Origin of the sequence: Tenuifilum sp. 4138str (assembly GCF_041102575.1) — a bacterium.
GTDB classification, from domain to species: domain Bacteria; phylum Bacteroidota; class Bacteroidia; order Bacteroidales; family Tenuifilaceae; genus Tenuifilum; species Tenuifilum osseticum.
The window spans coordinates 189,626-202,816 of record NZ_JBGCUE010000003.1; the positions used below are offsets into that span (position 1 = coordinate 189,626).

The window sequence follows — 13,191 nt, forward strand, 5'->3', positions numbered from 1 at the left end:
ATAGCAACAGACCGGATCAATGTCCACAGGCTACAAGATACAGGAGCAGGATGGCGCGTACTACCTAACGTTTCAGATAGTGGGATGGGTGGATCTGTTCACCCGCAAGGAGTACCGCGATGTGGTTATCGATAGCCTAAAGTTCTGCCAAAAGAATAAGGGGCTAAACCTATTCGCGTACGTAATCATGTCGAACCACATTCACCTGCTGGCGCAGAGCCAAAATGGTAATTTAAGTGGGTTTGTCCGTGATTTTAAGAGCTACACCAGCAAACGGTTCCTCGAAATCATGCAAAGTGGGAAGGAAAGCCGGAGCGAATGGCTCCGGGTGGTATTTGAGTACCAAGGCAAGCTAAAAAGCAAGCAAACCTTCCAGCTTTGGACGCACGAGAACCATGCCGAGCATATTTACAGCCAAAAGTTTATAGAGCAGAAGGTTCACTATATCCACCAAAATCCAGTACGCAGCGGCATTGTAGTAAACCCAGAGGATTACCTGTACTCCAGCGCACGCAACTACTCAGGGTTAGATTCAGTAATAGATGTAATTACCGTAGACATACGGTGGAAAACGTACAATTAGCTATATTTACCGGGCAGTGCCCGAATAGATAGATTCGACTGAGGCGTATAGCCTCAGCCGAACGGGGTGCTATTTATATTCATCAGGTAAATTTTGAACTATTTTGTTTATTTGTTCCTCCTTCTTTTCGAAAGAAAAAAGTCTATTCCAACAAAATCGTATTAGCCCCACAATTGCTCCTAACAGAGCAACATTGACTGCCATCATCCAATTACGTTTTGACTCACTCGGATTATTGTCAATATATTGAATTAACTTTTCAACATAGTTGTACTCCCAATCAATATAGAACAATTGGAAAAAGAAAAATGCGCCTATGGCAATAATCAATGGCAAACACCAATAGGCTGAAGTACGCCAATCACTCAATTTACTGTCAATAAATTCCTGACTAAGTTTAGCTTTAAGCCTTTTATTTTCTTCTTCTTTCTCTATTAGTTCCTTTGCTTGTTTAGTGGCTTTCTGATCTAAATCTTGTATCAGTTTAGAAGTAGATTCTTTGTGTGTCTCAAGCTCTGATTGTAGATTTTGATGCTTCGCTGCAATTTCTTCAACTTGTTTTTGTAACTCAGTTTTCGCAAAGTCTTTTGTCCTTTCTAGGATCTCCTCATCCTTGATTCCGTTTTCAAGTACTCCTTCAAATTTTCTTTGAACCAATGTTTGAACCAAAAATCTCTGTTGGTCAAAGTTTGTGGTCATTTCACTGATGCCTTTTAAAATGATATGAATTTTCTCGCTGTCTATTTTAGTTTCTCCACTCGGCAAGTTCAAAAAGCTAACAAAGCTTTTATAATCGTCTGTTGTTCTGCATATATATCTAAGTATAATGCTAAGCCATTGGCTTGGAAGAATAACAACAGGGGTTGATAAATTTCTATAGTAGTCCCATCTTCTTAATGATTGGTCGGTGGAAATAAAGAACTGTTTTGTTTCAAATATATTCGATTCTTTGCCTTCTCGTCTTGTTTCAATTAAGAGAATATTTGAAGCATCATAATAATCTCCATTCCAATTGTGACGGGAATTGTCAGCGTCTTTTTGTCGAGAAATTTCATTTGAAAGAGATGTTATTTTTTCTTTTATTTTTTCATCATTATCATTAAAAGGGATCTTGTATTCAGTAGTGACATTAAATTCTTCTTTGAATTTCTCATAAAGCCCTAGGATATGAGCTTCAAATAGTTCTAAGCTATCATTCACTAATCCCAATCGCCATTGATAATAAAAATCGTAAATGTCAGACAAACTTTTGAAATATTTTTCATTGAAAACATCAGGACTAATTGGCTGATTCAAAGAATACTTTTTTAATTTATCAACATAGAACTTTACAGAATCTTTAAGCTCTAAATCAGTATATTTCGAAATAACTAATTTAGTTTCAGTTTCAGTTACCTTCTTTAAAAAAGTTATAGTTCTTTTCTTTCGGTTTTCACCATTTATGCCTAATGCTCTATAAATAACATTAGTGTCTATGTAGAAAACTTTATTTTTTAGATTATTAAGTTGTAATTGGACACCTTTTCCATTATTGGAAATCATACAATATTCAAGAGCATAAGAAGCAATGTCAAAAATCGCTTTGTTTTTATCGTTATTATCCCAAGTTAGAAATTCGTTAATAACTTCTCTTTCAATTGTAGTGTAGTTATGAGATTCAATATTAATTAGGTCTTCAATTTGATTTTTGCTGTTAAGTAGTTTTTTAAAACCTTCTACATTTGTACTAAGCAATTCATATAAAAATCTGTAAATAATCTCTTTTACATTGATGCCTGTAGCTAATTCTGATTTTAGTTTCACAAACTCATCAATGAAAAAGTCAATAGTTTTATTTGAAACTTTTGATTCAAGGTGAATCTTCCTTTTTTCAGTTAAGTTTATAATTATTTCTTCTTTCTTAACATTAACAACAAATCCTTCTTCTTTCTCGTGAGTTACAATTGAAATTACTTCTTCTTCAATAAGATCTAAATTGTAAGACGTCTGGACAAACTCAATTATTTGATGAATGTTCAACGGTTTATTGCCATTACTTAAAATAGCACATTCAATAACCTTTCGGATGATAGTTTTTGTAGAAACCTCATAATTGTTGTCAGCATACAATACTGCTGCTAGCCTGAATAATTGATTGTTGTCCTGTTTTATCATATTTTACATTTCCCCTTTAAACGCTTTATCCATTAAACTGGGCTAAAGTTCGTTAATTCTTTTTCTTTCTCTTTGTGAATTTTCAACAAACTATTTATTTTTTCTCACATCCGTCCAAAATAAATTTTGTAGATAAAAAAAGTGAAGTTGGAAACATCCCCGTTAAGGGATAGTTTTACAATAACCCAAAAACCAAATCCCATGGTAAAGTTAAAACTTTTTTTCAGATTTCAAGCCTAAATCTACATCACATATCCTCTGCCATTCAAAGCAAGTACAAAGGGGCAAATAAATTAAGGGGATTGATAGTTGGACACATCTAATCAGCATGGTGTTTTGTCACCTGTGGCAGTTCTTTGTTCGAGTTCGTCTTTCAGACGCTTTCGCCCCTGCTTTGCCCAGATTTACAATCAGAAAAACCTAAACACTATAAACTAAACACAAATTTCTCTTAATCAGCATGTAAATCAATTTTTGTTTGTATCTTTGCAAGCCTAAATGGCTATGACGTTAGCCGTAAATAGTTAATAATTAAGCATATAAATGAGAAAAGAGAGTATGAACAGGGATGTTAAACGCGAGAAGCGGAGTAACTCCCCCGAGGAACCCGCCAGGGTTTACAGGCCTAGAACCCTTACGTTGAAAAAGGTAGATGCCAACGACGAAAGCGATTCTAAGCCCGAGAAAAGAGTATCACCCCGTTCCGATGAACACAAACCGGAACCAAAGCGCAGGTCAGAGGATAGCCGCCGAGGCGATTTCCGCAAACCAAAATCCGACAATTCCGAACAGCCAAAATCGTACCGCCCACGCTCATGGAAAAAGGATTCCGATTCCAGGGAGCATGAGCCGCGCGAAACCGCACACGAGCGTAGCTCAAGACCATCACGGGATGAGCGTAAGCACGAAAGTGGACGGAAAAACGATGGCTTTAAGCTGGTAAAACATACCCGTTACAACGAAAGCAAAAGCAAGGAGTACACCCGCGATAACGCAAAGGCGGAGGGCATGGTTGCCAAAAAAACAGCCGATGAGCTTATCCGCCTTAACAGGTATATAGCCAACTCAGGGGTGTGCAGCCGTCGCGAGGCCGATGAGCTGATTGCTAACGGCATGGTTACCGTTAACGGCAAGGTGGTTACCGAACTGGGTACCAAGGTTCGTCGCGACGATGTGGTTATGTATAAGGGCAAGCGGCTAACCGCTGAGCGCAAGGTTTACATCCTGCTTAACAAACCCAAGGACTACGTTACCACCGTTGACGATCCCCATGCCAAGCATACCGTGATGGAGCTCATTGAGGGTGCCTGCGATGTTCGTGTTTACCCCGTTGGTAGGCTGGACCGCAACAGCACTGGCGTGCTTCTGCTCACCAACGATGGTGACCTTACCACCAGGCTGACACACCCCAGCTTCAAAAAGCGCAAAATATACCATGTGGGACTCGACCGCAAGGTTCGCCCCGAAGATTTGAATAAAATATTTGAGGGGGTTGAGCTCGACGGCGAAAAAATTCAGGTAGATGCCATTGATTACGTTGATGGAAGCGATGGCTCCGAGGTGGGTATCGAAATCCATAGCGGCCAAAACCGCGTTGTCCGTCGTATCTTTGAGTCGCTAGGCTACAAGGTAATAAAGCTCGATAGGGTTTACTTTGCCGGCCTCACCAAGAAGAATTTGCCACGTGGCAAGTGGCGCTTCCTTACCGAGAAAGAGGTTAACATGCTTAAGATGAATAGGTTTTATTAGGATTTAATCATCTTTGGCCATGTCGCACAAATCGGGTTTTGTAAATATTATTGGTAACCCCAATGTGGGTAAATCAACCCTAATGAATGCCCTTGTGGGCGAGCGGATTTCCATTGTTACTAGCAAGGCGCAAACCACCCGCCACCGCATAATGGGCATTGTTAACTCCGACGATTTTCAGATTGTTTACTCCGATACGCCGGGTGTTCTGAAGCCCGCCTACAAGCTGCAATCGGCCATGATGCGGTTTGTGGAGTCGGCGCTGGAGGATGCCGATGTAATCCTTTATATCACCGACACGGTTGAAACACCCAATAAGAATCAGGAATTCCTGGACAAAATCCAGCAGTTGGATATTCCAATTATCCTGGCAATAAACAAGGTTGACCTGTCCACACAGGAAAAGGTTGCGCTCCTAATTGAGCAGTGGGGGCAAATGATGCCCAAGGCCGATATTCTTCCAATATCAGCCCTGCACGGCTTTAACACCGATGCGTTGGCAAACATGATTGTTGAGAGGCTGCCCGAGGGGCCTGAGTATTTCCCCAAGGATACCCTAACCGACAAGACACTCCGCTTTTTTGCAGCCGAAATTATCCGGGAAAAAATCCTGCTGAACTACAAAAAGGAAATCCCTTACTCGGTTGAGGTTGAAATTGAAGAGTACAAGGAATCGGAAACAATTGACCGTATTAGGGCGATAATCTATGTGGACAGGGAGTCGCAGAAGTCAATTATAATTGGAAGCCAGGGACGAATGCTGAAAAAGGTGGGAACCGAGGCACGCCTCGAGCTGGAAACCTTTCTGGGGAAAAAAGTATTCCTGGAGATTTACGTAAAGGTTGACCCCAACTGGCGCAACGACGAGGGCAAGCTCAAACGCTTTGGTTACCCCTTGTAATTCGATATTGGTAGTATTTCATTTAAAACGATATTTAGGGCAATGGGAAATTTAATTGCTATTGTAGGAAGGCCCAACGTGGGTAAATCGACATTCTTTAACCGTTTGGTTGGCTGGCGCCATGCCATTGTTGACGAAATTGCCGGCGTTACCCGCGACCGCATTTACGGGAAAAGCGATTGGAATGGAAAGGAATTCTCAGTGATTGACACGGGCGGTTGGGTGGAAAATTCCGATGATATTTTTGAGGAGGAGATTCGCAAGCAGGTGCTTATTGCTATTGATGAGGCCGATATTATCACCTTCCTGGTTGATGCCCAGGAGGGCATAACCGACATGGATATTGCTGTGGCAGAGATACTGAGGCGGAGTTCAAAGCCCGTTTACCTGGTGGCCAACAAGGTTGACAATAACGCCATACGCATGCAAGCGGGTGAGTTCTACAGCTTGGGTCTTGGCGACCCATGGTGTATCTCATCCATCAATGGTTCCGGTACGGGCGATTTGCTCGATGATATTGTGAAACATTTCACCGATATTGATGAGTCAGCTGAGCAAAACGAAGTGCCCCGCATTGCCGTTGTTGGCCGCCCAAATGTGGGTAAATCGTCGTTAATCAACACCTTTATTGGTGAGGAACGTAACATTGTAACCCCGTTGGCCGGCACCACGCGCGATGCCATTGATACCCACTACCGTAAGTTTGGCCATGATTTTATTATTGTCGATACTGCTGGCCTACGGCGTAAAACCAAGGTAAAGGAGGATTTGGAGTTTTACTCCGTGATGCGTTCCGTAAGGGCAATTGAGAGCTCCGATGTATGCCTTTTGCTCATTGACGCCACCCAAGGAATTGAACGGCAGGATATGAATATCTTCAGCCTTATAGTCCGCAATAAGAAAGGTTTAGTGCTGGTTGTAAACAAATGGGATTTGGTGGAAAAGAACAACAAAACCGTTGATGAGTACACCAAGCTCATCAAGGAACGAATTGCCCCTTTCAACGATGTTCCTATCATTTTTGCATCGGCATTAACCAAACAGCGTGTTTTCAAGGTGATTGAAGCCGCCATGCAGGTTTACGAAAATCGTAAGCGCCGAATTCCCACTTCGGAGCTAAACAATTTTCTGCAGGAAACACTGCAAATCAAGGAGCCGCCGGTTTATAAGGGTAAACTTGTGAAAATTAAGTATGCCGCGCAGTTACCCACCAAAACCCCACAGTTTGCATTTTTCTGCAACTTGCCACAGTATATAAAGGATCCTTACAAGCGATTCATTGAAAATAGGCTAAGGGAAAAGTTTAACCTTACCGGAGTACCTATTCAAATATACTTTAGGGAGAAGTAGCATTTCTCAGGGCTGGCTTTGGTTACGCCAGCCTTTTGTGTACAGTTTAGCCAGTAGCGTTAGCTTGTATAAGTCCATCAGCAGGATCGATGGACGGCTACCGCAAAGCTGTTTGCGGAGCAGGGGAGTGTATACACGCGACACCCACCTTAAGGGGTAGAGCATTCCAACCTTTCGCAGGAAACGGAATACCTTGAGTAGGGTAATTGATTTTTCAATATCCCTACGCATGCAGGGCATAATGTGCAAAATCTTAACAAGATTTTTCACGCCCTGATCGGTTTTCTCCAAAAACTCCTGGTTGCTATCGAGCCCCATGTGTATGGTTGGATTATCGATATGGAGGATATCAACCCTATGTTTTTTTAGGTCAAGGCCAAGGAGGGTGTCCTCGTGCCCGTAGCCTGAAAGTTCCTCATTGAATCGGATACTGTGGAAGGTTTCGTACTCAATCAGGAAGTTTCCGCTGATAAATGAGCTGTAAGGTTTTAGCTGCCGGGAGTATGCCGAGTGGCATTCGCGTTTAACGCCGTATTTCCAACGGAGCAGAAGCTCGGGACGGAATGGCTTGGGGGCCATACTTACGTCCGCCACAAACCACCTTTGCGTTAGGTAGATTTTCAATGTAACGTTTAAGGTAATTCGGGTCGTCAACCATTACATCGCAGTCGAGGAATAACAACCATTGCCCGGTGGCAACATCGGCTAGGCGGTTGCGAATTTTTGAACGGCCTATGTTGAAATCGAACTCCAGGTAGTTGACCAAGCTATGCGAGGCAAGCAGCGAGTTGCGGTTCCGGAAGTAGCTGTGCGAGTGGTCGTCGAATATGAGAATCTCAATAGGGTATTGCAACCGGTTGGCCTGAGCAATAAGCTCACCAACCAGCTCGGTAACATCGAAATTGTAAACCGGAATGCAAACCGAAATCATTCTAAGCCAATTAAACTGCTAAAGTAACACAAATTGCCTCATCTTAATACGATGAAATCGGAATTTTGTTTGCCCTACTCATCCAATTCGTTATCAATAGGCAGGAAATCGTCGGGGATACTTTTCTTTGCCTTTGCTCCTAGTTCCTTTAGCTGCTGTGCCTGAACCACAAGGTTGCCCCTGCCATCCTTTAGCTTCCCAAACGCTTCCTCGTATTTTTTTTGAGCAGATGTGAGGCTATCGCCAATTTTACGGAAATCTTCCAGGAAACCCACAAACTTATCGTAGAGCTGGCCGCCCTTTTTGGCAATTTCCTCAGCGTAACGGTTGCGGTACTCGCGCTGCCACAAATCGTATATCAGCTTTAAAGCAGCAATCAGGTTTGTAGGGCTGATAAGCAAAACACGCTTTTCGTAGGCATAGTTCCAGATTGCCGGGTCGCGTTCCATCACAAGCATAAATGCGGGTTCAATTGGGATGAACATCATTACAAAATCGAGCGAATCAACCAGCTCATCATAGCTTTTTGCCGATAGTCCATCTATATGTCGCTTAACCGATTGTAGCAATTCGTTTGCAGCAGCTTGCTGCTCCGTTGGGTTCGATGCCGAGCAATAACGCTCATAGGCCACCAGTGTCACCTTTGAGTCAATCACCACCTTGCGGTTATCGGGGTATGAAATGATAACATCGGGCTGAAAACGCTTCCCCTCCTCGTCGGTTATCGACTCCTGCACGGTGTACTCACGCCCCTTTACCAACCCCGATTTGGATAGAATGGACTCCAGAATCATTTCGCCCCAGTTTCCCTGTGTTTTCACCTGCCCCTTCAGCGCCTCGGTTAGGTTCTTGGCCTCCTGGCTGATGGTTCGGTTAAGCTCGCTAAGCTCCTTAACCTTCTCGCCCAGCGAGAAACGCTCACGGCTTTCCTTCTCGTAAACCTCTTGAACCTGCTTTTGGAACTGCTTTATATTCTCGTCGAGCGGCTTCAGCAGCCTATCGATGGTTTCCGCGTTCATTTTGGTAAACCGTTGCGATTTATCCTCAAGGATTTGGTCGGCCAGGAGCTTAAACTCCTTGGTGAACTGCTCGCCAATTGCCTCTAAGTCCTTTTTTTGCTTTTCAAGCGATTCTTTAAGGTAGATATTCTCCTTTTCAAGTTCTACTCCCCTGTAACGTGCCTGTTCAAGCTGATGCTGTTTGGTGTCGATGTCAGCCAGTAGTTTCTCAATTTCCTGCCTCAGCTCATCGGTTGTTTTAGTGGCACTCTGTAGCGATGCTTCAAGCGATGAAACCTTTGCGGTTAGCGCTATTCTTTCCTCATCGCGTTGTGCAAGTGTGGCTTGTAATGTACTTATGGTTTCGCTGGCGTGTCGGTTCCTTTCGGCTAATACATCAGCCTCGGTAGTCAACTGGTTCAGCTTTGCGGTCAACTCATCAATATAGGCTTGCTGTTTTGCAGCATTAGTTGTTTTGCCTTTTAAAATCAGGTAAATAAGCAATGCGCCTACTCCAACTCCGGCTAACGCGATAATAACTTCCATAAATTTATGTTTATCAAACTATTAGAAAAAACGTTACAGTCTATAAAGTTACTAAAAACTGCTTTCCCTCTCCCATGTATTTAGTAAAGTTGTCAACAAGTTTGGGCTGTTTATCAAACTTTTTTCAAATGTTGGTGTAAAAAGAGCGACATTTCTACCCCTAACGAGCAAGAATTTTTGTAATTTTAGATACTTGATACTATGAGTGCGATGAATTGGAAAGCAGGGTTTACTTTAATTTTACTATTCTTTATCGGCATAAATGCTTATGCACAGGATAAAGAACGGTTTCAAAAGATTTTTGAAAAGGAAACCTCCGGTGAAACAGATAACCAGAAGCGGTTTAAAAATGTATCGCGCCTAAGTTACTACCCCGATACTTTACCCTCCTGGTTTTTTAATCCACACGCTAACGGTATGGGTTACTATGCCATTGGAGTTTCCGACCCCGACATGGTGCTCGATGAAGCCAAAGAGCAGGCTATTATCAGGGCAAAGTCAATAGCGCTCTTAAACGAGGAGTGTAAAATTCAGTACTTCAAGGATATTTACACCGATGCAAAGGAAGTTCAACGCTACACCAACCTTAACGAGCGGTTTGATATCTACTTTAAGCTGACAGCCAAACGCAAGGTTTCCGATGCTATGTTTGCTGTGCTCGACACGCATGTAACACGCTATAACGAGTTTGTGGTTCTGGTTAGCTATAACCCACAACGGGTTAATGAGTCCGATACCCTTTACCCGCTAATGGCCAACGCATCGGCGTTTTTTGTTTCGGCAAGCTACGATGGAGCTGAGGATAACCAGGCTGAGTACGAAATGAAAAACTACCTGCTTACTCCTGACCAGAAGGTTACTGGTGCCGAATTCCTATTCAGGGAGAAAGGTAATAAGTTCTTAAGCGTATCGAGCTTTAACGGTGAGCAGCTTGAATATCCGGCGTTCCCATACTCCTACACATCGCCCGATGCCACATCGCGGAATCAGGTTCTGGTAACCTACAATGGTTTATGGAGCATTCTATCGAGGCAAATGCTTTTTACCCTGATGCTAAACACTCAGCCCTACAGCGTTAAGCTGAAAAATGTTGACCAACAGTACAGCAGCGGTGTTACCCGGTTAGCACGTGAAATAGCATCATTTTCATCCACCCTTGAAATTAACGGCATCAAATTTGTAAATGATACCTTGAAGTTTGACCTGAACCTTAAGGGTCAAACCAATAGCATGTGGTAAAAGCTTTATATGTAAAACTAAAATAGATGGCGCAATGAAAACATTTATCAAAGCAACGCTACTCTCAGCATGGAGTATCATAGGTTTACTTGCTACAACGCAAGCGCAAGAATTTAGCAAGCTAACGCCTAAACAGATAGGCGATAAAATTACTCTTGAATACGCCATTTCCGGCGAGGCTGTGGGACAGCAATTTACAGTTTCGCCCTTCTACTCCATCGATGGGGGGAAATCGTTCTTACCGCTCAAGAGCGTTAAGGGTAATGTTGGAAACAATCTCCCCGGCGGTAGAAATCAAATAATTGTTTGGGATGTACTAAAAGACCTCAAGGAACTTGACTCCGATGTGGTTTTCAAGCTCGAGGGTGTCTCAAAAAGCGTTGTGCCCCTTCAGGACGATTTCCGTGACGTTCTCTTTAAGCTGGAGAGCTTAAATCGCACACCCGATGGGAACGTTGAGCTGATACTCTCCATTACCAACAACGGCCCCACCCGCGATTTAAAAATGATTAACGGGTTAATCACCATCACCGATTTCAATAAACGTAAATACGATGCCCAGAAGGGTAAAATAGCAGAGGTTGAAGGGAACGAGCGTTACTCCACCCCACAACGAACCATTAAGAAGGGCGAGAACGTTAAGGCCCGCTTCCTGTTTGAGCGTGTACCCGCCGAGGTTGACCGCGCCATGAGGCTCGATATAGGTATTGAACTAATAACCGATGAAACTTATGGCATTGACCTGAAAATTGGCAAGCTTCAATTCCGCGACCTTCCCGTTAGCACCGTTCAAACTGCAGGGATGCGTGTTGAACAAACCAAAAAACTTCAGCTAGCGTCATCGCCTGAGCATTTTACCATTCGCAAGGTGGAGGTAGTTGACAATAACCCGCCGGTAATTAAGCTTATTTCGCCAGCCAACATCCCGCTTGTAGGCAAAGAGGCAACTCGCGGTCGCCCATACGCACAGTCGTCCATTGGGATGGACGATAAGCGGCTCCGCTCCCTTGCTACCGGAGAGGAACTTGCCACCACCGATGAGTTTACCATGGTTAAGGCCAAGGTTACCGATGAGAGCGGGATATACGATGTAACCGTTAACGGTATTTCTACCGAGCCCTCAAAGGATGGAGTATTCCAGGTTAAGGTTCCTTTGGAGATAGGAAGGAACGAGATTGTAATCCGCGCAGTTGACTTACGCCAGAATAGCATTGAAAAGAAATTCTTCGTGCTTCGGAAATCACCCTCTGGAAAGGTAGCAAAGGGCGACACCGAAGAACTTGACCTGGTTTTTGATTCCCCAAAAACAGCCCCTCGTTACTTTGCTCTAATCATGGGTGCCAACGACTATGCCGACGATGCCATTACCGATTTGGATAATCCCATACAAGATGCCACCAAGCTTTATAACGTTCTGGTTAATCGCTATACATTCGACCCAAGCAATGTAATCTTCCTGAAAAATCCAACCCGCGAGCAAATGATAAATGCCATGGATTGGCTTACCCGTAAGGTAACCAAGTACGATAACCTATTGGTATTTTATGCGGGCCATGGTTTTTGGGATAAGGAAACCGACTTTGGTTACTGGATACCCACCGATTCAAAATCGAATAGTACTGCCAATTGGCTGGCTAATAGTCAAATAAAGGATTACGTTGCTGCCATCAAATCGAAACATACCCTGGTGATTGCCGACGCATGCTTTGGTGGAAGTATTTTCCGTTCACGTAAGGCTTTTGAGGAGGGGTCACAATCAGTTAAAAAGGCATTTGATGCCCCAAGCCGTAAGGCTATGACTAGCGGTAACCTTACCGAGGTGCCCGACCGTAGCGTATTCCTTGAGCAGCTTGTTGACAAGCTAAACAATAACACCAAGAGTTACGTAACTGCCGAGGAACTTTTTGCCTCAATCCGCAATGTGGTATTAAGTAGCAGTCCTGTAACCCCAATGTACGGCGATATTAAAGATGCTGGCGATCAGGGTGGTGACTTTATTTTTGTTCTCAAATAGTTTATCAAAAGTCGGGGCTTTACACTGCCCCGACTTTTTGTAACCTGTAACTTGATTTTTCGTAAGATTTTTAAGAATTTGCAAATGAATTCCTCCGGTAAGTAAATGGATGTTAAACATAATAACCCTATTTAGCATGAAAAAATTTACTCTTCTAAGCATTGTTGCCGTTTGCTTTTGGGCTATTGCCGCAAACGCCCAGGATGACAAGTTACAGAAACTTGAGGCAAAGGTTGAAGCCGCCAAGGCTAAGGTTGAAAAAGCCGATGCAAAGATTTACTCAGCCGACAGCTTGATAACCGAAGGGAAAAAAATTATGCAGGATGCATCCGTTGATATTAGAGCGCTTGAGGCTGAACAGAAACAAATGGAAAAGGCCCATTTTAACGAGATTAAGCCATTGGAGAAAAAACTCCGCTCCAAGGATAAGGATGAGGTAAATAGCGCTAAGGCTGAAATAAAGGAATCGGAGAAAAAGTTTAAGGAAGAGGTAAAGCAATGGAACGTTAAGTATAAGGAGGCTCTCAAGGTTTATGAGAATGGCCAAAAGATGGTGGCAAAAGGTGAGGAGAATATGAAAAAGGCTAAGGGCGAAAAGAAACTTGCGGAGGATGCCCTCAAGGAGGCCCAAAAGGCTTACGAAAAGGCAAGCAAAACAAAGTAAAACATAATTACATTATAGATACAGGGGGATTATATCCCCCTTTTTTTACAATTTGATTTTTA

At 43.2% G+C, this 13,191-nt stretch carries 11 protein-coding genes; 7 read left to right on the forward strand and 4 right to left on the reverse strand.

From position 1 onward, the window contains the following. Positions 1–19: 19 nt before the first annotated feature. Entirely contained in the window at positions 20–583 is a 564-nt protein-coding gene (locus tag AB6811_RS04430) for an REP-associated tyrosine transposase (RefSeq protein ID WP_369489228.1), read from the forward strand. A gap of 69 nt (positions 584–652) precedes the next feature. On the opposite strand, the gene AB6811_RS04435 is transcribed toward AB6811_RS04430, so the two are convergent. After that, positions 653–2,737 (reverse strand): hypothetical protein, encoded by a 2,085-nt coding sequence (locus AB6811_RS04435; protein ID WP_369489229.1) that lies wholly within the window; start codon positions 2,735–2,737, stop codon positions 653–655. Between the two features lie 543 nt (positions 2,738–3,280). On the opposite strand from AB6811_RS04435, the gene AB6811_RS04440 reads away from it, so the two are divergent. Genes AB6811_RS04440 through der form a run of 3 tightly spaced genes read left to right on the forward strand, consistent with a single transcriptional unit; the run spans position 3,281 to position 6,737 of the window. Then, positions 3,281–4,486 carry a pseudouridine synthase gene (locus AB6811_RS04440; protein WP_369489230.1) on the forward strand — a complete coding sequence of 402 codons (1,206 nt, stop codon included), beginning with the start codon at positions 3,281–3,283 and terminating at the stop codon, positions 4,484–4,486. Positions 4,487–4,505: 19 nt separating this feature from the next. After that, positions 4,506–5,387 carry a GTPase Era gene (gene era / locus AB6811_RS04445; protein WP_369489231.1) on the forward strand — a complete coding sequence of 294 codons (882 nt, stop codon included), beginning with the start codon at positions 4,506–4,508 and terminating at the stop codon, positions 5,385–5,387. 42 nt (positions 5,388–5,429) lie between these two features. Continuing rightward, entirely contained in the window at positions 5,430–6,737 is a 1,308-nt protein-coding gene (gene der / locus AB6811_RS04450; RefSeq protein ID WP_369489232.1) for a ribosome biogenesis GTPase Der, read from the forward strand. Positions 6,738–6,743: 6 nt separating this feature from the next. Here the strand turns inward: der and AB6811_RS04455 are convergent, their stop codons facing one another. The 3 genes from AB6811_RS04455 to AB6811_RS04465 form a co-directional block, all read right to left on the reverse strand. Continuing rightward, positions 6,744–7,316 (reverse strand): hypothetical protein, encoded by a 573-nt coding sequence (locus AB6811_RS04455; protein WP_369489233.1) that lies wholly within the window; start codon positions 7,314–7,316, stop codon positions 6,744–6,746. Further along, positions 7,261–7,668, reverse strand: a complete 408-nt coding sequence (locus AB6811_RS04460; RefSeq protein ID WP_369489234.1) for a glycosyltransferase family 2 protein — start codon at positions 7,666–7,668, stop codon at positions 7,261–7,263. The genes AB6811_RS04455 and AB6811_RS04460 overlap by 56 nt, the downstream gene beginning before the upstream one ends. A 74-nt stretch (positions 7,669–7,742) precedes the next feature. Continuing rightward, positions 7,743–9,212: a DNA recombination protein RmuC gene (locus tag AB6811_RS04465; protein ID WP_369489235.1), complete on the reverse strand. Its 1,470-nt coding sequence runs from the start codon at positions 9,210–9,212 to the stop codon at positions 7,743–7,745. Between the two features lie 210 nt (positions 9,213–9,422). Here AB6811_RS04465 and AB6811_RS04470 point away from each other — a divergent pair, with 210 nt between their 5' ends. The 3 genes from AB6811_RS04470 to AB6811_RS04480 all read left to right on the forward strand — a co-directional run bounded on the left by AB6811_RS04470 (position 9,423) and on the right by AB6811_RS04480 (position 13,129). After that, a complete protein-coding gene (locus AB6811_RS04470; protein WP_369489236.1) occupies positions 9,423–10,451 on the forward strand; it encodes a hypothetical protein in 1,029 nt (342 codons plus the stop codon). A 34-nt stretch (positions 10,452–10,485) separates the two neighbouring features. After that, the gene (locus tag AB6811_RS04475) at positions 10,486–12,465 is read left to right on the forward strand and encodes a caspase family protein (RefSeq protein ID WP_369489237.1); all 1,980 of its coding nucleotides are present in this window, start codon (positions 10,486–10,488) and stop codon (positions 12,463–12,465) included. A gap of 136 nt (positions 12,466–12,601) precedes the next feature. Continuing rightward, complete coding sequence (locus AB6811_RS04480; protein WP_369489238.1) at positions 12,602–13,129, forward strand: hypothetical protein; 528 nt, start codon at positions 12,602–12,604, stop codon at positions 13,127–13,129. The last annotated feature ends 62 nt before the right edge of the window (positions 13,130–13,191 follow it).